The 22,079-nt window shown below is 70.6% G+C and carries 17 protein-coding genes and 1 tRNA gene; 13 read left to right on the top strand and 5 right to left on the bottom strand.

Going from position 1 to position 22,079, the window contains the following annotated elements; genetic code table 11:
- The first annotated feature begins 80 nt into the window (after positions 1-80).
- From BLT62_RS15250 to BLT62_RS17760, 3 genes are all read left to right on the top strand, one after another.
- Entirely contained in the window at positions 81-1,499 is a 1,419-nt protein-coding gene (locus BLT62_RS15250) for an HNH endonuclease signature motif containing protein (protein ID WP_083364827.1), read from the top strand.
- 166 nt (positions 1,500-1,665) lie between these two features.
- Positions 1,666-1,740, top strand: a tRNA-Arg gene (locus tag BLT62_RS15245).
- Between the two features lie 153 nt (positions 1,741-1,893).
- Positions 1,894-2,052 carry a hypothetical protein gene (locus BLT62_RS17760; RefSeq protein ID WP_156786383.1) on the top strand — a complete coding sequence of 53 codons (159 nt, stop codon included), beginning with the start codon at positions 1,894-1,896 and terminating at the stop codon, positions 2,050-2,052.
- A gap of 57 nt (positions 2,053-2,109) precedes the next feature.
- Here BLT62_RS17760 and cls read toward each other — a convergent pair whose 3' ends face one another.
- From cls to BLT62_RS18360, 5 genes are all read right to left on the bottom strand, one after another.
- Entirely contained in the window at positions 2,110-3,582 is a 1,473-nt protein-coding gene (cls, locus tag BLT62_RS15240) for a cardiolipin synthase (RefSeq protein ID WP_083364826.1), read from the bottom strand.
- Between the two features lie 55 nt (positions 3,583-3,637).
- Positions 3,638-3,976 carry a carboxymuconolactone decarboxylase family protein gene (locus BLT62_RS15235; RefSeq protein ID WP_083364825.1) on the bottom strand — a complete coding sequence of 113 codons (339 nt, stop codon included), beginning with the start codon at positions 3,974-3,976 and terminating at the stop codon, positions 3,638-3,640.
- A 166-nt stretch (positions 3,977-4,142) separates the two neighbouring features.
- Complete coding sequence (locus BLT62_RS15230; RefSeq protein WP_083364824.1) at positions 4,143-5,990, bottom strand: glycoside hydrolase family 15 protein; 1,848 nt, start codon at positions 5,988-5,990, stop codon at positions 4,143-4,145.
- Positions 5,987-7,363, bottom strand: coding sequence for an MFS transporter (locus BLT62_RS15225; RefSeq protein ID WP_083364823.1), 1,377 nt, complete (start codon positions 7,361-7,363; stop codon positions 5,987-5,989). The genes BLT62_RS15230 and BLT62_RS15225 overlap by 4 nt, the downstream gene beginning before the upstream one ends.
- Before the next feature lie 65 nt (positions 7,364-7,428).
- Positions 7,429-7,563, bottom strand: a complete 135-nt coding sequence (locus tag BLT62_RS18360; RefSeq protein WP_269457787.1) for a hypothetical protein — start codon at positions 7,561-7,563, stop codon at positions 7,429-7,431.
- 146 nt (positions 7,564-7,709) lie between these two features.
- Here BLT62_RS18360 and BLT62_RS15215 point away from each other — a divergent pair, with 146 nt between their 5' ends.
- The 10 genes from BLT62_RS15215 (at position 7,710) to BLT62_RS15170 (ending at position 22,070) form a co-directional block, all read left to right on the top strand.
- Positions 7,710-9,332 (top strand): PucR family transcriptional regulator, encoded by a 1,623-nt coding sequence (locus tag BLT62_RS15215; RefSeq protein ID WP_197675145.1) that lies wholly within the window; start codon positions 7,710-7,712, stop codon positions 9,330-9,332.
- A 145-nt stretch (positions 9,333-9,477) separates the two neighbouring features.
- Entirely contained in the window at positions 9,478-11,073 is a 1,596-nt protein-coding gene (locus tag BLT62_RS15210) for an ABC transporter substrate-binding protein (protein WP_083364821.1), read from the top strand.
- A gap of 4 nt (positions 11,074-11,077) precedes the next feature.
- A complete protein-coding gene (locus tag BLT62_RS15205; RefSeq protein WP_083364820.1) occupies positions 11,078-12,082 on the top strand; it encodes an ABC transporter permease in 1,005 nt (334 codons plus the stop codon).
- Between the two features lies 1 nt (position 12,083).
- Positions 12,084-13,898, top strand: a complete 1,815-nt coding sequence (locus tag BLT62_RS15200; RefSeq protein ID WP_197675144.1) for a dipeptide/oligopeptide/nickel ABC transporter permease/ATP-binding protein — start codon at positions 12,084-12,086, stop codon at positions 13,896-13,898.
- Positions 13,895-14,689: an ABC transporter ATP-binding protein gene (locus tag BLT62_RS15195; RefSeq protein ID WP_083364819.1), complete on the top strand. Its 795-nt coding sequence runs from the start codon at positions 13,895-13,897 to the stop codon at positions 14,687-14,689. The genes BLT62_RS15200 and BLT62_RS15195 overlap by 4 nt, the downstream gene beginning before the upstream one ends.
- Positions 14,686-18,036, top strand: a complete 3,351-nt coding sequence (locus BLT62_RS15190; RefSeq protein WP_083364818.1) for a serine hydrolase — start codon at positions 14,686-14,688, stop codon at positions 18,034-18,036. Before BLT62_RS15195 ends, BLT62_RS15190 begins: the two co-directional genes overlap by 4 nt.
- Positions 18,029-19,186 carry a M20/M25/M40 family metallo-hydrolase gene (locus BLT62_RS15185; protein ID WP_156786382.1) on the top strand — a complete coding sequence of 386 codons (1,158 nt, stop codon included), beginning with the start codon at positions 18,029-18,031 and terminating at the stop codon, positions 19,184-19,186. Before BLT62_RS15190 ends, BLT62_RS15185 begins: the two co-directional genes overlap by 8 nt.
- The gene (locus BLT62_RS15180) at positions 19,170-19,964 is read left to right on the top strand and encodes a GNAT family N-acetyltransferase (RefSeq protein ID WP_083364817.1); all 795 of its coding nucleotides are present in this window, start codon (positions 19,170-19,172) and stop codon (positions 19,962-19,964) included. The genes BLT62_RS15185 and BLT62_RS15180 overlap by 17 nt, the downstream gene beginning before the upstream one ends.
- Positions 19,965-19,967: 3 nt before the next feature.
- The gene (menC, locus tag BLT62_RS15175; protein ID WP_083364816.1) at positions 19,968-21,113 is read left to right on the top strand and encodes an o-succinylbenzoate synthase; all 1,146 of its coding nucleotides are present in this window, start codon (positions 19,968-19,970) and stop codon (positions 21,111-21,113) included.
- Between the two features lie 387 nt (positions 21,114-21,500).
- A complete protein-coding gene (locus tag BLT62_RS15170; protein ID WP_083364815.1) occupies positions 21,501-22,070 on the top strand; it encodes an NADPH-dependent FMN reductase in 570 nt (189 codons plus the stop codon).
- Positions 22,071-22,079 lie beyond the last annotated feature (9 nt).

The following is a 22,079-nucleotide window of genomic DNA, read 5'->3' as shown; positions in this document are numbered from 1 at the left end:
CGGCCGAAGTTGTCCACATTTGCCCCGATTCGGGCCTGTTTTCGCCTCGCAGTGTCAGAGGTCGGTGAGACGCTTCAGTCATGGAAACGCAGCCGCCGCAGGCCCCCGCATCCGGGTTCGATCCGGTGCTGGATGCGGACCTGGCCGAGCTGTCCTTGGGTGCTTCCGCGGAGTGTGCGCTGCAGGCGGAACGCTACCGGCGGATCGATTCCGCCGTGCGCCGGGCGGTGGCGATCGCCGACCCGCTCGGCGGCCGCCAGTCCCTGGACGAGCAGTTCGCGAGGCGCAGCATCACCGCCGAGCTCGCCCTGATCCTGCGCGTGCACGAGCGGACCATGGTCGGCCTGATCTATGAGGCCGCGCAGCTCTGCGGCCCCTTCGCCAACACGCTGGCCGAGCTCTCAGCCGGCACCATCACCCAGCGGCACGCCCGCGAGATCCTCGCCGCGGCCGTCTTCCTGCCGCCCACTCTGCACGCCCGCTTCGAGCGGGAATCCCTGGTCAAAGCCCGCACCATGAACGTCTCCGCATTCCACAAGGCGGTTGCCCGGATCCGCGACCGGCTGCACCCCGACGCCCTCGAAGCTCGGGCATCCAAGTCCCGGGGCGACCGGCGGCTGGTGTTCGAGCCGGACGCCGACGGGATGGCGTGGCTGCACCTGTATTTGGAGGCGGAGAAGGCGCTGGCGATCAGCACCCGGGTGGGCGACCTCGCCACGGAGGCGCAGAAGGAGGCCGCCGAGGCCGGCGAGCTGGGGGCAGACGTGGTGGCAGCGGACGAGGCCACAGGCGAACTGACCGACGGCATCCTCGGCGCGGGCACGCACGCCCAGCTCGAGGCGGACATCGCCGCCGAGCTGCTGCTCGGCCTCCCCGCTGGCTCGTCCGACGGCGAGAGCAGCCACATCCCGACACTGGCTTTCGCCCGCCCCGAGGTGTTCGTCGCCGTCCCGAAGATCACCATCGGCATCGACACGCTCATCGGCACCTCCGAGGAGCCGGCCGAGCTGCACGGCTACGGCCCGATCGACGCCGACACGGCCCGCCGGCTCGTCGCGCAGGCGCCGACATTGCACCGCATCCTCACCGACCCGGTCGACGGCACCCCGCTGCAGCTCGACCCCACCCAGTACCGGCTGAGCGCCTCGATGCGCCGCTGGATCCTCTACCGGGACGAGACGTGCCGGTTCCCCGGCTGCACCCGCAAGGCGGAGCGCTCGGAGACCGACCACACCCGGGCCTGGGAGAGCGGCGGGCTGACCGTCGAGGAGAACCTGGCCGTGCTGTGCAAGAAGCACCACCGGCTCAAGCACAACTCCAGGTGGCGGGTCGAGCAGACCGGCGGCGGGAACCTGAAGTGGAACTCGCCGGGCGGCCGCGAGTACATGACCACACCGTCCCGCATCCAACATGCACCGCCCCATACAGGGCCACCGGATTCCGAATCATCATCCGCGCCCGAACCGCCCGCTCGCTTCGCCGACACCCCGCCCTTCTAAACTCGCGAACGCTCTGTGCCCGCAGGCCAGCTCGGGCCTCGGTCGCAAAATGCTTCACGCCGACGTGGCGAGTGCATGCGCGAACCGTTGGCGGCGGGCGCCCGCCACACCGGGCCCCCGCGGGTGCCGATCTCGTCATCGAGAAACCGGTAAACTCTCTGGGTCAGCCTCTGTAGCTCAATGGAAGAGCAGTTCCGTCCTAAGGAAAGGGTTGGGGGTTCGAGTCCCTCCAGGGGCACCAGCTGATTCAACCGAGTATGGTGCGCGGCCGCGCGCTTCGGCGTCGCAGAGCGCGCTCGAAGATGTGCCTTCGGATACTGCTCCTGTTCTGGGGGTCGGTTCCCTCCACAGGCCGGGCTATCTTGTGAGCATGGGGGATTCAAGTTTCTGACCGATGATGATTGCGAGCGTTGCCTGGTGGCTCCTCGTCGTGATCCTCACGTTGTTGACTCTGTGGGCGATCATCCGTGGGGCGGTGCTCTCGGCGCTGCGGAAACATGACATGGAGCTTCGTGAAGCTCAGCAGGTCTCGTCCTCGCTGAACCGGTACTGACAGCCCGTCGGGTGGGGTGCGAGTCGCTCCAATGGGGCGCCGCTGCTCCGCTTGGCGCTATTGCAGCGCCGAGGTCAGGCGGGCGACGCCGTCCAGGAACGTCGCGGATGCCGGCTCCTTCTGCCATTCCTCGCGAGTGAGCCGCCGGCCGGCATCCCGGTAGCGCTGCTCCACCGCCCGCATCTGAGCGACGAAGGCCTCGCCCCGCACCAGCATTGTCACCTCCGCATTCAGGGCGAAGGAGCGGATGTCCATGTTGCTCGAGCCGATCACGGCGACGTCCTCGTCGATCGACAGGTGCTTGGAGTGCAGGATGAACGGGGCCGGGTAGAGCCAGATCTGCACACCGGCTCGCAACAGGCTGTCGTAGTACGAGCGCTGCGCGTGCCAGACGGAACCCTGGTCGCCGATCTCGGAGACGAACAGCTGCACGTCCAGGCCGCGCGCGCAGGCCGAGGTGATCGCGTACATCATGGCCTCGTCCGGGACGAAGTAGGGGCTGGTGATGATCACCTTCCGCTGGGCGGAGGTGACGAGGGTGAGGAACTGGCGCAGGTTGTTCTCATCCTCGTAGCCGGGCCCGCTCGGCACGATCTGGCAGACGAGGGCATCGGGCGAGTTGTCGGCGGCCACCGCGGTGGCGGGCACGAGCTCCTCGTCGCCGAGCAGCTCGCCGGTCTCCACGTACCAGTCGGAGAGGAAGACCACGTTGACGGCGCTGACGATCGGGCCGGTCACCCGGCTCATCAGCTCCTGCCATTGCAGTCCGCGCTCGATGTTCTTCTTCGAGTTGTAGCTGCGGTCGATGAGGTTCTGCGAGCCGACGAACCCGACCAGCCCGTCCACGACGACGAGCTTGCGGTGGTTGCGCAGGTCGGGGCGCGAGTACTCGCCCTTCAGCGGCCGCACCGGCAGCATCCAGCTCCACTGCACGCCGATGCGGGTCAGCTCGGCGAAGGTCTCCTCCTGGCCTGCGGTGCGCCGGGAGGCGACATAGTCGGCGAGCAGGCGCACGCTCACGCCCCGCTGCACGGCCCGCTCCATCGCCGCGAAGAATCCCCGGGTCGTGTTGTCGAACGACACGATGTAGAACTCGACGTGCACGAAGCGGGCCGCGGCGTCGATCTCGGCGGCCATCGCGTCGATGCCCCCGCGGTAGTCGTCGATGAGAAGCGCCGTATTGCCGCCGACGGCGGGCAGCGCCCCCAGCTCCTGGTTCTGGTGGGTGAGCGAGGCAAACCAGTCCGGCCAACTCGACCGGTCCCCGGCGAGGTCAAGTTGGCTGGCCCGGGCCGTGATCATCCGATTGAGCTCGGCCTGCCTCTCACGCCGCTTCTTCGGCAGGCGGGCGTTGCCGATGAGCAGGAACAGGATGATGCCGACGTACGGGATGAGGAAGATTGCCAGCAGCCAGGCCATCGCGGCCGTCGGTTTGCGCCCGCGCGGAACGATGATGAGCGCCGCGATGCGAATCGCGAGATCCAGCGCGAGGAAGATGCCGCCCAGGATGACGGTGAGCTGATCGCTCATGCGGGCGCCCCGCAACCGGGCAAGCCCGCTCCGCTGGCGCTCGGCATGGCGAAAGCTACTCCTCGTCGTCGAGCAGGGCGACCTCGAGGTCGAGCAGCTCGAGTTCGGCGGCGAGGGCTGTGACGATGTTGCCGGTCGCCGCAGCGACCCGCGCCGTGCCGACGATGGGGGCGATGGCGGTGAGCACCCCGCGGATGTCCTCCACGCTCAACCCCATCTCCTCGCCGACCTCAAGGTTCAGCGCGTACGACACCGGCGAGGCCCCGATCGCGACCAGCGCGGCGACTCGAACCATGAACAGGGACCGCGGGTCCAGGCTGGAGGACTCCACGGAGTCTGCGGTCATGCGGGCGAGCAAGTCGAGGACGGGGGCGTCGTCGGTGTTGTCAGTCATGAGAATTCCAACCTTCTGCAGTGGGTGTCCGGCGAGCGGCAGCGTCGCCGGAAGCCCATTGCATCCGCGAACGCGCCGCACCGCATCATGCCGATCGCGCGAAAGAGCCCGTGCCCGCATCGGCAGTCTCTCGCCGCGCACGGTGCGCTCGGCGTCCGGCGTCGGGTCAGTGCCGGCCCCGAGCCGCCGCCTCATCGAGGCGGTCGTTCAGGGTGATGGCGGCGTCGATGAGCGCCAAGTGCGTGAACGCCTGCGGGAAGTTGCCGATCTGCTCGCCGGTCAGCGCGATCTCCTCCGAGTACAGGCCGAGGTGGTTCGCGTAGCTCAGCATCTTCTCAAAGGTGATGCGGGCCTTGGCGAGCTGGCCGCTGCGGGCGAGTGCGTCGACATAGAGGAAGGTGCAGAGCGAGAACGTGCCCTCCGAGCCGCGCAGGCCGTCGGGGGAGGCGCTCGGGTCGTAGCGATAGACGAGGCTGTCTGACACGAGTTCCGTCTCCATGGCCGCCAGCGTGTCCAGCCACATCGGGTCGCGCGGCGCGATGAAGCCCAGTTGGGGCATCTTCAACAGCGATGCGTCGAGCACGGGCTCGCCGTACTGCTGCACGAACGCTCGCCGCGTCGGGTCCCACCCCTTCTCCATGATCTGGGTGTAGATCGCGTCGCGCTCCACTGTCCAGCGTGCGACGGGCGCCGGTCTGCCGTACGCGGCGGCGAGCCGGATGGCGCGGTCGAAGGCCACCCAGCACATCAGCCGCCCGTAGGTGAAGTTCTTGCGCCCTCCGCGGGTCTCCCAGATGCCCTCCTCCGGTTGGTCCCAGTTGTCGGCCAGCCAGTCCAGCAGATCGCAGATGGCCTGCCACCCCGCCTGGCCGAACTCGATCCCGGCGAGGTGCGCGTTCCAGATGGCATCCATCGCCTCCCCGTAGATGTCGAGTTGCAGCTGCTCGGCCGCCCCATTGCCGATGCGGGCCGGATACGAGCCGCGGTACCCCTCCCAGCCCTCGATGATCTCCTCGAGCAGGTCCGGGTCGCCGTCGATCCGGTACATGATGTTCAGCGGGCCGGTATCGCTGTCCAGCGGCTCCACCACGCGGTCGCGCAGCCAGCGCCCGAACGCCGCCGCCTCATCGAGGAAGCCCAGCCGCACCAGGGTGTTGATGGAGAAGGAGGCATCCCGCACCCAGGTGTAGCGGTAGTCCCAATTGCGCTCGCCGCCGAGCTGCTCCGGCAGGCCAGCGGACGGCGCGGCCACGAGCCCGCCGGAGGGGGAGTAGGTGAGCAGCTTGAGGGTGATCGCCGAGCGGTCGATCTCCTCGCGCCAGCGGCCCGTGTACGTGGACCGGCTGATCCAGTCCTGCCAGTACGACACGGTGTCATCGAAAAGCCGCTGGGCCGTCGCGACCGGCACGTCTTGCGGGGGTGCCTCGCTGCCGGTCTCCAGCACCACCCCGCGCATGTGTCCCTCCACCAGGCTCAGCGAGAAGTGCAGGTCGCCGTCGCTCGTCTCCTGCCAGCGCGCCAGCCGTTCGTCATCCGGCTCGCGGATGAGGCTGAGTGACATCCGGGTGTTGCCGGCCGTGTACGTCACGCCGTGATCGGCGACCTTCAGCTCGTGCTGCTGCCTGCCGTAGTCGAAACGGGGTGCGATTTCGACGTCGAAGTCCATGGCGCCGCGCACACAGCGCAGCACCCGGAAGAGGCGGTGCCGGGTGCTGGGCGCCTCGGAGCTGACGGGCATGAAGTCGATCAGCTCGCCGACGCCGTTCTCGGTGAGGAACCGGGTGACGAGCACCGCGGTGTCGGGAATGTAGAGCTGCTTCGTCTCGAAGACGGCGTCGTGCGGGTGTGCGCTGAAGTGGCCGCCGCGACTGTGGTCCAGCAGCGATGCGAAGATGCTCGGCGAGTCGAAGCGCGGGCTGCAGAACCAGTCGATCGTGCCGTCTGTTGCGATCAGTGCGGTCGTCTGCAGATCGCCGATCAGACCGTGATCGGCGATCGAGGGGTAGCGGTTCATGCTGATGCTCCTGTGTTCGAGGGGGATTTCGAGCGCCCGGGCAGGAACCCGGCGACGACGGCGCCGCCGAGCGCGACCGCGAGTAGCGGAATCATCGCCACCAGGTAGCCGTCGGCCGGCCCCACCGCGGTGAGCGCGAGGAGCGTGCCGACGATCGCGGTGCCGAAGCTGGAACCGAGGTTGGAGACGCTCCGCGAGAGCCCGGAGATCTCGCCCTGCGTCTCCTCCGGGAAGGCGGACTGGACGATGTTGACGCTCGGGGTGAGCGTCGCGCCGAGGCCCAACCCGATCGCCAGCAGGCCCGGCGCGAACGGCCAGGCGCCCGGGACGGCGCCGACGAGGAGCAAAAGGAGGAGGCCGACGCCCGTGACCAGGAAGCCCGAGATGATCAGCGCGCGCTGCGAGAAGTGCCGGACCAGCCAGGACGCGGACAGCGAGGACACGAGGATGCCGAGGGTGGCGGCGCTGAAGATGACGCCGGTCTCGATCGCGTCGTACTGACGCACCACCTGCAGATGGCTGGCGACGAGCATCGAGGTGCCCATCAGCAGCAGCCATTGGAAGTTCTGTGTCACGAGGGCCAGGTTGGAGACCCGGTTGCGGAACAGCGCGGTGGAGAGCAGCGGCTCGCGCCCCCGCCGTTCCAGCCTGCGCACCCAGCGGAAGAAGACGACGATCACCGCGGCGCCGATCAGCATCAGGCCGACCGACCAGAGGAGGTTGTTGTCGGCGGCCAGGATGCCGAGCACGAAGATGATCAGGCCGAGCGCGGAGAGCACCGCTCCGGTGACGTCGAAGGGGCGGCCGGGCTCCTTCGGGAGCGGGTCTTTCAGGCGCATCGCGAGGAAGAGGATCAGCACGATCACGAGGGCTTGAAAGAGGAAGGCCGCCCGCCAGCTGAGCGCGGCGGTGATCCAGCCGCCGATCAGCGGCCCGGTGGCCGCGCCGATCCCGCCGGCGGCACTGACCACGCCGAAGGCGCGCACCCGGTCCGCCAGCCCCGTCCAGTACAAGGTGACCAGGATGTAGACCGGGGGGATGAGCAGGGCCGTGCCCGCCCCCTCCAGAATCGAGTTGCCGAGGATGAGCACCCCGAGCCCCGGCGACAGCGCGCTGAGCAGGGCGCCGAGCCCGTAGACGGAGAGGCCGAGCACGAAGCAGGTCTTCCGTCCGAGCTGCACGGTGAGCTTGCCGAAGGGAATCATCAGCGCGGCCATCACCAGCAGGAACAGCGTGATCGAGACCTGAATGCCCTGCACGGTCGTGTCGAGGTCGCGGCTCATATCGTTGAGCATCACGTTCATGTTCGAACCCGCGAATGAGCAGATGAACTGGGCCAGTGCGAGCGGCACCAGAGTCCACCGCGCCGGCATGATGCCCTGCGCCGCTCCGTGGGAGGACACCGTGGCTACCGAACCCGAACGGGCCGCCGCATCGGCTAGCCCTCGTCTGTGCCCGCGTCGAGGCCCAGGGTGACGCTCGAATCGGCGGCTTTCGCGCGATGTTCGAAGAGCTCGGCGAGGTCTAGCGGTTGCGTCTCCGGCGGCTCAGTTGCAAAATCGCCACGCTCCATGATTACGCCTCCACACGTCTCGCTGCCCGTCTCTTGAAGCCTGCGCCGCGCCTTCAAGCGGGGCATCACATAGACCGGGTGATTCCCCGACATAGGATTGAACCCATGCCGATCGACCGCCAACAGCCGCTGGCCGCCGGCATCTCGTGACCGCCCATCTGGGGGCCCGTCGGGTCTCGGCGATCGACCTCATCACTCGGCTCGACCTGTCCCACGTACTGCCGGGGGTCGCTCTCGACGCCCGCGAGTTCGGGGGAGTGCGGCTGCTCGAACCCGGCGCGCTGGCGCTCGCGGAGGGCGACCTCGTGTTGGGGGTGGGCGTGCAGACCGCCGAGCAGCTCGCTGACGCGCTTCTGGAGTGCGCCGCCGCGGGCGCGTTGGCACTCGTCGTGCGCGAGCCGGTGAGTCTTGACCCGCTGGTCCAGCAGCTCGCCGAGTCGACCGGCGTCGCCCTGCTCGGTGCGCCGGCCGGCACCGACTGGATTCAACTCGCCTCCTACTTCGTCGACGCCCCGGAGCCGGCGCGGTATGGGCTCGAAGCGGATGCCGCGGCGGCCGACTCCGATCTCTTCGACCTCGCGAACTCCATCGCCGCGGTGGTCGGCGGGCCGGTCACCATCGAGAACCCGTCGAACCGCATCCTCGCCTTCTCTGCCGACCAGGCCAGGGGTGATGACGCGCGCAAGCAGAGCGTGCTCGGGCACCAGGTGCCGTCGAACTACGAGAAGATCCTCACCAGCTCCGGCGTGTTCCGGCAGATTGAGCGGTCGGCGCAACCCGTGTTCCTGCCCTCGATCGGGCCGGGGGTGCGACCGCGCGTGGCCGTGCGCATCCGGGCAGGGCGCGAGCTGCTCGGCTCGATCTGGGCCATCGTCGACGAGCCGCCCAGCGAGATGCAGTCGGCGGCGCTCGTCGAGGCCGCGGCCGTCGCCTCCATCACCCTCTTCCGGCAGCGCGCGGGCAGCGACGCGGCCAGGCGGCTGCGGGTGAGCGAGGTGCTCGACCTGCTCGAGGGCGGGGTGCGCGCGAAGGAGGCGGCCGAACGGCTCGGCTACGGCTCCGCGCCGACATCGGTGCTCGCCGTCGGCCTCACCGACACCGCGACCAGCTCGATCGCGCAGGAGGACGCCGTGCAGCGCCTGGCCGACTCGCTCGGCATGTACCTGCACCAGATCCACGCCCTCTCGGTCGCCGCCCCGATCGCGGGCACGGTGTACGCGGTGCTCCCGCATGCGCAGGGCCACCCGGGCCCCGAGTATGCGCGGCGGATCGCCACGACCTTCGCCGAGCGCTACCGGCGCGGCCCGTCCGTGGTGATCGGGCTCGGCGCGCCCGTGGCCGATGTGACCGGCCTGCAGCGTGCCCGCGCCGGGGCGGACCGCGCCCTGCGTGTTCTGCTCTGGTCGACGGGCGGCCCGCGCCGCCGCCTGGTCGCCGACGCGGAGGAGGTGCAGGTCGAGTCACTGCTGCTGCGCCTCTCCGACTCGCTCTCGGCCGAGCGCGAATCGGTCACCGGGCCCCTCGCGGTGCTGCGCGAGCACGATGCCGGCAGCGGTGGCTCCCTCGTCGAGACGCTGGAAGCCTGGCTCGACGCGTTCGGCGACGTCGGCGCTGCGGCGGGCCGCCTCGGCCTGCATCCGAACACCTTCCGCTACCGCCTGCGCCGGCTGAGCGAGATCGCCGCGATCGACCTCGACGACCCGGAGATGCGGTTCAGCCTGATGCTGCAGCTGCGCCTGTTCGCGGCGACCGCCCCCGGCAGCAGATAGCCCACTTGTCGGATCGGACAGGATCTCTGTCTCGATTCGTCGGACTCGACGATGCTTCGCTGTTCCGGCTCCGACACGATGGAGTGAGCACCAGCGCAATCACCCCACCCTGAACACAGACGGTCCATCCGTCGATGGAGGCAACATGACGAAACGGCTCCTCGCACCCCTCGCCATCGCGGCGGGCGTGACCCTCGCGATCACCGGCTGCAGCGCCGGCACGGGCGCGAACACGTCCGGCTCGCAGGCCCCCGTCGTCGACGGCACCTTCGCCTGGTCGCTGAACGCCGACCCCGGCTCGCTGAACCCGCTGATGACGGCCGGCTCGCCCACGCACCAGCTCGCGATGCTCAGCTACGACTTCCTCGTCAACGTCGATGACAAGACCAGCGAGATCGGCCCCTGGCTGGCCGAGAGCTGGGAGGAGACGACGACCTCCGCCAGTTTCACCATCCGCGACGGCGTGACCTGCAGCGATGGCAGCGCCCTCACCGCGCAGACGGTCGCCGACAACATCTCCTTCGTGACCGACGAGGCGAACGGCTCGGCGCTGCGCGGCGTGTACGTGCCCGTCGATGCCGCCGCCGCTGTGGACGGCGCGACCGTCACGGTCTCGACCCCTGCCGCCTCACCGTTCCTGCTGCTGAACCTGGCGCGGCTGCCGATCCTGTGCGACGCCGCCCTCGCCGACCCGAAGTCCATCGACGCCAGCTCCGCGGGCTCCGGGATGTTCGCCGTCACCGAGGCCGTCGCCAACGACCACTACACCTTCGAGCGCCGCGACGGATACTCCTGGGGCCCGGACGACACCACCTCCGAGACGCCCGGCGTTCCGGCCACCGTCGTCGTGTCCATCGTCACCAACGAGAGCACCGCAGCCAACCAGCTGCTCTCCGGCGAGCTCAACGCCGCCCTCGTCACCGGCGCGGACCAGGACCGCCTCGACGCCGCCGGGCTGAACGCCGCCGAGCGCGGTGCGATCGCCGGTCAGATGTTCTTCAACCACAACGAGGCGAACCCGACGTCCGACCCGGCCGTCCGCGCCGCGCTCGTGCAGGGCCTGAACCTCGACGACCTCACCAGCGTCATCACCGGCGGCCGCGGCCACCGCTCGACCAGCCTCGTCTCCACCAACCCGCGCGCCTGCGTCGACGACACCGTGACCGGCAACCTGCCGAGCTTCGACGCGGATGCCGCGGGTGCCGCGCTCGACGCCGCCGGCTGGAAGCTCGGCGCCGACGGCACCCGTGCCAAGAACGGCACGCCGCTGGCCCTGAACTTCTTCTACGACTCCATGGGCGACACCTACGACGCCGCCGCCGACCTCACCCAGCAGGCCTGGACCGCGCTCGGCATCGACGTCACCCTGACCAGCGGCGACTCGAACAAGACCGTCGAGGTGCTGCTCTCCGGCACCGACAACACCGGCTGGGATGTCGCCTGGGAGCCGGTCTACGTGAACCTGCCGAGCATGGTCGTCCCGTTTTTCTCCGGCCCGGTCCCGGCCGACGGCCTGAACTTCTCCGGCATCGAGAACGCCGAGTACGACGCGGCCGTTGCCACGGCATCCGGCCTGGTCGGCGCCGAGGCGTGCTCGGCGTGGGCGGACGCCGAGAAGGCCCTGTTCGCAGAGACCTCGGTCGTGCCGTTCGCCGACACGGTGAAGAAGACCTACCTGCAGAACGCCGAGCTCGCCTTCGGGTCGCAGATCGTCGGTTCGGCGCTGCGCCTGCTCAAGTAACACGATGACCGCTGCTCCCGCTGTAACGCCGGCCGTCCGCGCGCGAACCTCCTGGTTCGCGCGCGGCGGCTGGCCGTCGTTTCTGGCGCGTCGCCTCGGCGTCTTCGCTCTCTCTCTCTGGGGGCTCGTGACCGCGGCGTTCCTCATGCTGCAGCTGATCCCCGGCGACCCCGTGCGCATGGCGGTCGGCCTGAACGCGTCCGTCGAGGTCGTCGAGGCGATGCGGGCGCACCTCGGACTCGACCTGCCGCTCTGGGAGCAGTACACCCGGTTCATCGGCGGCCTCCTCACCGGCAACCCCGGTGATTCCATCAAGCTGCACATTCCCGTGGTGCAGGTCATCGCTGACCGGCTGCCGGCGACGCTGGAGCTCGCCCTGTTGACGATCGTGGTCGTGCTGCTCCTCGCCGTTCCGATCGGCATCGCCTTCGCCGCGCTCACCCGTGGCGGGCGGCGCCGGGGGGTCGAGATCGGCTACACCGCGACATCCGGCATCTTCGCGGTCATCCCCGAGTTCCTGTTCGGCGTCGGCCTCGTCTACCTGTTCGCCGTCACGGTCCCCGTGCTTCCCGTCGCCGGGCGCACCGGCCCGGAGAGCTACATCCTGCCCGTCGCCGCGCTGGCCCTCGGTGGCATCGCCTCGCTGTCGCGCATCGTCCGGGCGGAGGCGCTCGGCGTGCTCGACGCCGACTACATTCGCACGGCCCGCGCCAAGCGGATGCCGACCGCCCTGCTCTACCTGCGGCACGCCCTGCCGAACCTGCTCACGCCCACGTTGACCATGGCCGGCCTCATGCTCGGTTCCCTCATCGCCGGCACGGTGCTCGTCGAGAGCATCTTCGCGTGGCCGGGTCTCGGCCAGACGCTGGTCTCCTCGATCACCGGCAAGGACTACCCACTCGCGCAGACCCTCGTCGTCGTCTACGGCGGCATGGTGCTGCTCGTCAACCTCATCGTCGACATCGTGCTCGCACTCGTCGACCCCCGCTCCACCATCAAGGAGGTGTGACGTGAACCAGAAGCCCGTGCGCAGCCACTGGATCATCGGAACACTGCGTTCACCGCTCGGCATCCTCGCCGCGATCGGTCTCGTGCTGTTGTTCGGCCTCGCACTGTTCGCGCCCATGATCTGGGGCGAGGCCGCCGCGGTGTCCGACCCGCTGAACCTGTCGAAGGGCCCGAGCGCCGAGCACATCTTCGGCACGGATGCCGCCGGCCGCGACGTCTTCGCCCGCACCCTGGTCGCCACCCGGCTCTCGGTGCTGATGGCCGTCGGCGCCGTCGCGATCGGGGTCAGCCTGGGCGTGATCCTCGGCTCGATCCCCGCGCTGATGCCGCGCTGGGCCGGGCGCATCCTCGTCGCGCTGCTGAACTTCGCCCTCGCCTTCCCCGCCCTGCTGCTGGCGATCTTCCTGCTGATCGTGCTCGGCCAGGGCTCGCTCAGCGCCGTGCTCGCGGTCGGGGTCGCGATCGCCCCCGCCTACGCCAGGCTCACCCACACGCTGACCTCCTCGGTCAGCGGGCGCGAGTTCATCGACGCCGCGCGCATCCTGGGCGTTTCCAAGGCCGGGCTGCTGTTCCGCCACATCCTGCCCAACATCCGCGAGCCGCTGATCGTGAACGCGAGCCTCTCGCTGGGCGGCGGCCTGATCGCGTTCGCCGGCCTGTCGTTCCTCGGCCTCGGCATCCAGCCGCCCGAGTTCGACTGGGGCCGCATGCTCAACGAGGGCCTCTCGAAGATCTTCGTGAACCCGGCCACGGCGCTGGCGCCCGGCATCGCCGTCGTGCTGGCCGGACTGGTGTTCACCGTGACCGGGGAGGCGATCGCCCGCGGCACCGGCGTGCACCGCGGCACCGGGCGGCGGATGCCGAAGCTGTCGTCCGCCCGCACCCGGGCCACCGCGACAGAGCCCGCCGCAGATTCGAACCACGACGACGTCGTGCTGCGTGTGCGCGACCTCGCGGTCACCGTTCCGGCCGGTTCCGCCTGGAAGCGGGCCGTCGACGGCATCAGCTTCGAGGTGCGCCGCGGCGAGGCCGTCGGAATCGTCGGCGAGTCGGGCTCCGGCAAGTCGCTCAGCTGCCTCGCCGTCGCCCAGCTGACCCAGTACCCGGTCTCGAGCGACGCGGCACTCGTCGAGTTCGACGGCGTGCCGATCATCCGCGACGGAGTGCGGCCGGCCGAGCTGTCGCCGCGCCGGCTCGCGAAGCTGCTCGGCACGCGCATGGCCATGGTGTTCCAAGACCCGATGTCCTCGCTGAACCCGGCGCTCAGGGTCGGCGCGCAGATCGCCGAGATCGGCTGGCTGCACGAGGGCCTCTCCAAGGGCGCCGCGCACGACAAGGCCGTCGCCCGGCTCGGCGAGGTGCGCATCCCGGACCCGGCGCGCCGTGCCGGCCAACTGCCGCACGAGTTCTCCGGCGGCATGCGCCAGCGCGCCATGATCGCCATGGGGCTGATGGGGGCGCCCGCGCTGATCATCGCCGACGAGCCGACCACCGCGCTCGACGTGACGGTGCAACGCGATGTGCTCGCGCTCTTGGGCGATGTGCGGGCGGAGACGGGCGCCGCGCTGCTGCTCATCTCGCACGACATGGCCGTGATCACGAGCGTCTGCACGCGCATCCTGGTCATGTATGAGGGGCACATCGTCGAGGACATCGAGACGAGCGAGCTGGTCGCCGGCAACGCGAGCCACCCGTACACGCGAGCCCTGCTCGCCGCCGTTCCGACCATGACGAGCCCGCGCGGGGTGCCCCTCGCCACGATCGACGAGCAGCTGCGGTCCACCTTCGCGGCCGGCCCGCTGGAGGCAGTGCGATGAGCGCCATCGAGTTTGACGACGTCCACGTGCACTTCGGCGCCGGCGCGAGCCGTTTCCACGCGGTCAAGGGAGTCTCGCTGACGATCCCGCAGGGCAGCATCATGGGGCTCGTCGGCGAATCGGGCTCGGGCAAGTCCACCCTGGCGCGTGCCGCCGTCGGCCTCGTCGAGGCCAGCTCCGGGCGGATCCTGGTCGACGGCGTCGACGTCGTGGGCGCCAGGGGGGAGACGGCCAGGCTCCGCCGCCGCATCCAGATGATCTTCCAGGACCCGTCCTCCTGCCTCGACCCGCGGATGACGATCGGCGAGTCGATCGGCGAGGCCCTGCGCGCCGCAGAACGCCGCGATCGCAGCGCGCGGCGCGGCCGCGCGGCGCGCACGCGGGAAGTCGAGCGGCTGCTGCACGCCGTCAGCCTCGGCGCCGACCGCGCCGACAGCTACCCGTCCGTGCTCTCCGGCGGCCAGCGCCAGCGGGTCGCGATCGCCCGCGCCCTCGCCGCCGGGCCGAGCGTGCTGCTCGCCGACGAGATCACCTCGGCGCTGGACGTCTCGGTGCAGGGCGCCGTGCTCAACCTGCTGCTCGAGCTGCAGCGGGAGCTCGGCTTCACCATGCTCTTCGTCAGCCACAACCTCGCCGTGGTGCGCTACGTCTGCGACCACGTCGCGGTCATGCGGCACGGCGAACTCGTCGAGTCGGGCCCCGTGCTCGACGTCATCGACAACCCACAACACCAGTACACGCGCGAGCTCATGGCCGCGATTCCACAACTCGGGGAGCCGATGTTCCGATGAATGACCAGATCTTGCCCGCACAGCAGGCCGCCCCGCGACCGGCGACGATCGAGGACTACCTGGACGTCGTCATCCCGGCCGGCCTGGCCACGGATGCCGCCGGCCGCACCGTTTTCGCGCGCCAGGCGAACGATCGCGCCAGCGACAGCAACACCAGCTCGCTCTGGCTGATCGGCGCAGACGGCGCCGCCCGCGCCCTCACCGAGGGGCCGAACGACAGCAACCCGGTGTGGAACTCCGCCACCGGCGACGTGCTGTTCCTGCGCCCGGACGCGAGCGGGACCGCGCAGCTGCACGCCATCAACGCCGACGGCGGCGCTGTTCGCCCCCTGACCACCGCGGCCCGGCTGCCGCAGGGCGCCGGCGTCCCCGTCGTCTCGCCGGACGGCACCCGGGTCGCGTTCTCCGCGACCGTGTCCCGGGGATCCGCTGCCGCCCTCGTCTCCCGCGGCCTCCGCCACAAGGTCGACGGCGTCGGCGCCCGGGGATCGGCCCGCGCCCACCTGTTCGAGCTCGACCTGGCCTCCGGCGCCCTGACCCGTCTGAGCGATGGCGACTGGGACGCCTCGGAGGCCGCCTACTCACCGGACGGCAGGAAGCTGGCCTTCAGCGCCGGGATCGACGCCGACGCGGATCGCACCCTGGAGACCCGCGTCCTCGTCATCGACCTGACCGATCGCACCGCCGCGGCGCTGCCGGTCGGCCGCTCGCGTGCCGTGCACGCGCCGCTTCTCTGGGCACCGGCCGGCGACGCTGTGCTGGCCGTCGGGGCGGAGGCCCCCGGCATCCGCAACGCCGAGCTCATCGTGCTGCACCTGGACCCGGCCCTCGCCGATGTCAGCCTCACGGCGGCGCTCGACCGCAACGTCATGCCGGGCGGCATGGCCTACCCGGGCGGCCGCCCGACGCTGACCGCCGACGGCGAGGTGCTGTTCTGCCTGCGCGAGGGCGGCTCCACCGAGCTGCACGCCGTGCCCATCGCCGGCGGCCCGGCACGAAAGATCCTGGGCGGCGCGCAGCGCGTGGTGTCCGGCTTCGCCGCGTCGCAGGGCTCTGTCCGCGCGGTGCTGGCCACGGAGAGCAGCTTCGGCGAGATCGTCGAGGTGCCCATCGCCGGAGGCGAGCCGGTGGCGCTCACCTCCTTCGGCGCGCCCCTGGCCGGCGTCGCCGTGCCGGTCGCCGAGGAGCGCTGGTTCGACATCTCCGACGGCTCCCGCGTGCAGGGCTGGACCCTGCGCGACCCGTCCCTCACGCAGGCCGGACCGCTCGTGCTGGACGTGCACGGCGGACCGCACAACGCGTGGACGGGAACCCCCTCGATCATGCAGCCGCACCACGCGGAGCTCGTCGCCCGCGGTTACACCGTGCTCATGCTGAACCCGCGCGGCAGCGACGGCTACGGCCAGGCCTTCTTCAACGGCGTGCAGGATGCCTGGGGCGAGGCCGACCTGCCCGACCTGCTCGAGCCGATCGATGCCCTCGTCGCCGACGGCGTCGCCGACCCGGCCCAGTTGCTCGTCACGGGCTACAGCTACGGCGGCTTCATGACCTGCGCGCTGACCGCGTTCACCGACCGCTTCGCGGTGGCCGTCGCCGGCGGGCTGGTGGCCGACCTCGCCCACCTCACCGGGGCCTCGGATGACGGCGTGCTGCTGGACCACCTCGAGTTCCGTCGCGGCAGCGGCCGGGCGCGCGCGCTGTCGCCGCTCGACCGGGTCGATCAGGTCACCGCGCCGACCCTCATCCTGCACGGCGCGGCCGACCTGCTCTGCCCCGCGCTCCAGGCCGAGCAGTGGCACGGTGGGCTGCTGCTCGCCGGCGTCGAGTCGGAGCTCGTGCTCTACCCGGGCGGCTCGCACGCCTTCGTGCTGGTCGGGCCCCCGTCGCACCGGGTCGACTACAGCCGCCGCCTGGTCGACTGGTTCGAGCGGCACCTGTCGCCGACGCCCGCCGCGGCCACCGTCGAGCGGGACTACTGGCAGACCCGTCTGGAGACCGTGATCGAGAAGTACGGCATTCCCGGTGCCGCCCTCGGCATCCTCACCACCACCCGCTCCGGAACGGAGACCACCGTCGTGTCTGCCGGGCTCACCAGCACGGCCACCGGTGTTCCCGTCACGGATGACACGCTGTTCCAGATCGGCTCGATCACCAAGGTCTACACCGGCACGCTCATCATGCAGCTCGTCGAGGAGGGGCTGCTCGACCTCGACGCCCCCGTGCGCGCGGTACTGCCCGGATTCACCGTCGCAGACGCGCACGCCTCCGCCACCGTGACCCCGCGCCAGCTGCTCACCCACACCAGCGGCATCGACGGCGACATCTTCACGGACACCGGCCGCGGCCACGACTGCGTCGAGCTCTTCGTCGACTCGCTCGGCGAGGTCACCTCGCACTTCGCACCGGGCGTCAACTGGTCGTACTGCAACACCGGGTTCGTCGTGCTCGGCCGCATCATCGAGGTGCTGCGCGGCGCCTACTGGCACGAGGTGGTGACCGAGCGCATCCTCCAGCCGTTGGGCCTGGGCGCGACGACGATGCTGCAGGAGGACACCATGTTGTTCCGCCACGCGCTTGGCCACGGCGGCGATGCCCGCAGCGGCAGCGCCACTCCCGTCACGCAGACCAGCATCGTGCCCTCGGCCCGGCCCGCCGGGCTGATCAGCGCCCAGGTCGATGACGTCCTCGCGTTCCTGGCCGACTCGATGTCGGCCGAACCCCGGCTGCTCAGCACCGCCGGCCACCGGCTGATGCTCGAAGACCAGCAGGTCTCCGACTCCGAGGGCGTCGCCGAGATCATGGGGCTGTCCTGGCTGCAGTACGACTGGAACGGCGTGCGCGTGCACGGCCACGACGGCGGCACCATCGGCCAGCAGGCGTTTGCCCGGGCGATTGCGTCGAAGGGGGTGGCCTTCGTGCTGCTCACCAACGGCGGGCTCATGACCGCGGCCAGCGACGAGCTGTTCGCCGAGATCGCCCAGAGCATCGCCGGGGCCCGGATGACGGCGCCGTTCGCCGCGAGCTCACTCGAGCCCGTCGACGCCGAGACCGCCGCAGCCCTCGCCGGGCGCTACCGTGACGCGTCGGCCGAGATCACGCTGGCCGTCACCGATGGCGCGCTGGTGGCCACCCGCGTCGACGGCGGGAACCCGTCCGGCCGCGAGGAGATGGCCGGAACGACCGAGTTCACCGTGCACCCGGGCGCAGGCGGCCACCTCGCCGCCGGGGCGGCCGGTCGCCCCGGATGGACCCGGGTCTGGCTGGTCGAGCACGAGGGCGGGCGCCTGCTGCACTTCGGCAGCCGCGCATTCCCCGAGGTATCGGATGCTGTGGTGTCGAATGACTGAGCTGCTCGCATCCGCCGAGAACCGGCTGGAGCAGATCCTGGCCGACGCGATCGCCCTCATCGAGGTGGAATCGCCGTCGGCCGACCATGTCGCCGTCGCGCGCAGCGCGGATGCCGTCACCGCCCTCCTCGCCGAGCGGCTCGGCGCCCGCGCCGAACAGATCGTCCTCGGCGGCAGCACGCACGTGCTGGCCCGCTGGGGCGCGGAGACCCGCCTGCTGTTGCTTGGCCACCACGACACCGTCTGGCCGCTCGGCACGCTGGCGCGCATCCCGGCCGCCGTCACCGACGGCGTGCTGCGCGGCCCGGGGGCCGTGGACATGAAGGGCGGGCTGGCCGTGGCCATCCACGCCCTCGGCCTGCTCCGCGAGCGGGGCGGGGATGCCGCCCTCGACGGAGTGACCCTGCTGATCACCGGCGACGAGGAGCTCGGCTCGCCGAGCTCGCGCGAACTCATCGAGCAGACGGCGGCCGGAGCCCTGGCCACCCTGGTGCTGGAGGCCGGCGGCGATGCCGGCGAGCTGAAGGTGGAGCGCAAGGGCGTCTCGCTGTACCGGGTCGAGGCGGAGGGGCGCGCCGCCCATGCCGGCCTGGAGCCGGAGAAGGGGGTCAACGCCGGCGTCGCGCTCGCCCACGCCATCATCGCGATCGCCGCGCTGCACGGCAGCGAGCCGGGCCTCAGCGTCGTGCCCACGCGCGCCGCGATCGGCACCACCACGAACACCGTGCCCGCCGCGGCATCCGTCTCCGTCGACGTGCGCTCGCACTCGGCGGCGGCCCAGGAACGCCTCGACGCGGCCATCCGCGCCATCGCACCCGCCGTGCCCGGCTCCGCCCTGCGCGTCGAGGGCGGCATCAACCGCCTGCCGCTGGAGGCCGGCGCCTCTGCCGCGCTCTTCGCGGAGGCGCACCGGCTCGCGACCGTGCTCGGACTGCCGGAGCTGCGGGGCATCGCCGTCGGCGGGGCATCCGATGGCAACTTCACCGCGGGTCTGGGAGTGCCGACGCTCGATGGCATCGGCGTCTGGGGCGGCGGCGCCCACGCCGAGAACGAGCATGCCGTGGTGGCCGGTTTCGCCCCGCGCACGGCGCTTGTCGCCGCGCTTGTACAGTCTGTGCTGGGGGGAGGCAACCATGCCGGGTCACGCTGACGCGCTCGTCATCACCGAGGTGCGGTCACTCACGACGGTCGAGGAGCTCACCGAGCTCGTGGCGGTCTTCGACAGTATCTGGGGAACGCAGCCGGGACACACCATGTTCGACCTGTCGATGCTCATCGCGTTGAAGCACAGCGGTAACTACGTGTCCGGCGCCTTCGCCGGGGACCGCATCGTGGGCGGCTGCGTCGGCTTCTTCGCCGAGCCGGCCGGCTCCGCGCTGCACTCGCACATCGCCGGGGTGCGCTCCGACATCGCCGGCGGCGGGATCGGCCGGCGGCTCAAGCAGCACCAGCGGGAGTGGTGCCTGGAACGCGGAATCGGCACCATCCGCTGGACCTACGACCCGCTGATCGCCCGCAACGCGCACTTCAACCTCAACTCGCTGGGCGCCACGCTGAGCGGCTACATCGCCAACTGCTACGGCACCATGTCCGACGGCATCAACGCGGGGGATGAGAGCGACCGGCTGCTCGTGGAGTGGGCGCTCGACCCGGCGGAGCGGCCAGCCCCGGTCAGCACGGACGGCGCCGGAGCGCTGCTGCTCGCCAACGCCGACGGCCGGCCGGTCTACGACTCCAGCGCGACCAACGCCGACACGGTCGTGGTGCAGATCCCCGCCGACATCGAACGGATGCGGCTGGAGGCTCCCTCGACGGCCCGCGCCTGGCGCGGCGCGCTGCGCGGCGCCCTCGAACCGCTCTTCGGATCGCCGGACTGGCTCCCCGCCGGATTCGATCCCGCACACCACTACGTTTTCACCCGGAGGTAACCCATGCTCATCGAATCCGTCGAACTGCGCGAGCTCAGGCTCCCGCTCGTCTCCCCGTTCACCACCTCGTTCAGCACCCAGACCGAGCGCAACACTCTGGTGCTGCGCGTCGCCGGCAGCGTGCCGACGCCGAACGGCCGGGTCGACGTCGTCGGCTGGGGCGAGTGCGTCGCACTCGGCGAGCCGCTCTACTCGCCCGAGTACATCGATGGCGCCAAGCGCATGATCCAGCTCTACCTGCTGCCCATGCTCGCCCGGGTGCAGGCGGAGGGCCGCGAGGTCACCGCCGAGACCGTCGGCGCGCTGCTCGAGAAGGTCGTCGGACACCGGATGGCGAAGGCCGCGATCGAGATGGCCGTGCTCGACGCGGAGCTGCGCGCCCGCGGGGAGTCGTTTGCCCGCTACTTCGGCGCCACCCGCACCCGGGTGCCCGCCGGCGTCTCTGTCGGCATCCAGCCCTCCGTGGACGCCCTGCTGGGCGCCGTCGGCGGCTACCTCGACGAGGGCTACGTGCGCATCAAGCTGAAGATCCAGCCCGGCTGGGACCTGGCGCCCGTCGCCGCCGTGCGCCAGCAGTTCGGCGATGAGGTGCTGCTGCAGGTCGACGCGAACGCGGCATACACGCTCGCGGACGCCCAGCACCTGCGCCGCCTCGACGACTACGGCCTGCTGTTGATCGAGCAGCCGCTCGCCGAGGACGACCTGGTGCAGCACGCGAAGCTCGCCACGGCCATGTCGACCCCGATCTGCCTGGACGAGTCGATCGAGTCGGCCAAGGATGCGGCAGACGCCATCACGCTCGGCGCGGCATCCGTCATCAACATCAAGCCGGGCCGGGTCGGCGGCTACCTCGAGGCCAAGCGCATCCACGACCTCTCCCGCGCACACGGCGTGGCCGTGTGGTGCGGCGGCATGCTGGAGACCGGCCTGGGCCGGGCGGCGAACGCCGCCCTCGCCGCCCTCGACGGCTTCTCGCTGCCCGGCGACATCTCGGCCTCCGACCGGTTCTACAGGGAGGACATCACCGAGCCGTTCGTGCTGCGCGATGGCCACATCGACGTGCCGCAGGGCCCGGGCCTCGGCGTCGAGCCGATCCCGGAGAACCTGGCGCGCGTCACCCACGACACCCAGGAGGTCTGGCCCGCCTGAGGCCCCTGCGCCGGATCCGCTGGCGCTCCCTCGAGCCAACGGGGAGGTGCACGTCGGCTGGAGGGGGCCGCGCCTCTCTCCACGTCGGCTGGAGGGGGCCGCGCCGCGACGAAGGAGCAGCGCAGCGCCCGAAGCCCGGGAGTCAACCCGAGCGGGCTGCACGGCCGGCATCCCCTTGAACGTCGCACTCAGCACGGCTCACCATCCCGCGCGCACCGGGCGAGGGCCCGGCCGCGAAGCCATCAACCGTCAAGCATTGCGGGGAGGTCGAGGCGGGGGCATCGGTATTTTCTCCCTATTTCGTGGCCGCCCGATCTGTGGCCGCACGGAGGCGCCGAGCGTACGATGACCCCGTGTCGCGCCCCCTGAGGCGCCGAAGGAGTAACCATGAGCACATACAAGGTTGGCTATTTCGTGGGGAGCCTCTCCTCAACGTCTATCAACCGGACGCTGTCGAAGGCGCTGGTGGCGCTCGCGCCGAAAGACCTGGAGCTGACGGAGATCCCGATCGGCGGGCTGCCGCTGTACAGCGCCGACTACGACGCCGACTTCCCGCCGGAGGCGCGGGCGCTGAAAGACGCGATCGGCCGTTCGGATGCCGTGCTCTTCATCACCCCGGAGTACAACCGCTCCATCCCGGGCGGCCTGAAGAACGCGATCGACTGGGCATCCCGGCCGTGGGGGCAGAACTCCTTCGACCACATCCCGGCCGCGGTGATCGGCGCCTCCATCGGCTCCATCGGCACGGCGGTCGCGCAGCAGAGTCTGCGCGGGGTGCTCAGCTTCGTCAACGCCCGCCAGATGACTGCGCCCGAGGCGTACATCCACTACACGCCGGAGATGTTCGCCGAGAGCGGCGAGGTGCTGATCGAGAGCACCTCGGTGTTCCTCGCCAACTTCATGACCGAGTTCCGCGACCACATCCGGCGGGTGCTGACGGTGCTGCCGCGCGAGTAGCGCGGCAAC

Origin of the sequence: Microterricola viridarii (assembly GCF_900104895.1) — a bacterium.
Lineage (GTDB): Bacteria > Actinomycetota > Actinomycetes > Actinomycetales > Microbacteriaceae > Microterricola > Microterricola viridarii.
This window is presented reverse-complemented; position numbering and strand designations above follow the sequence as displayed.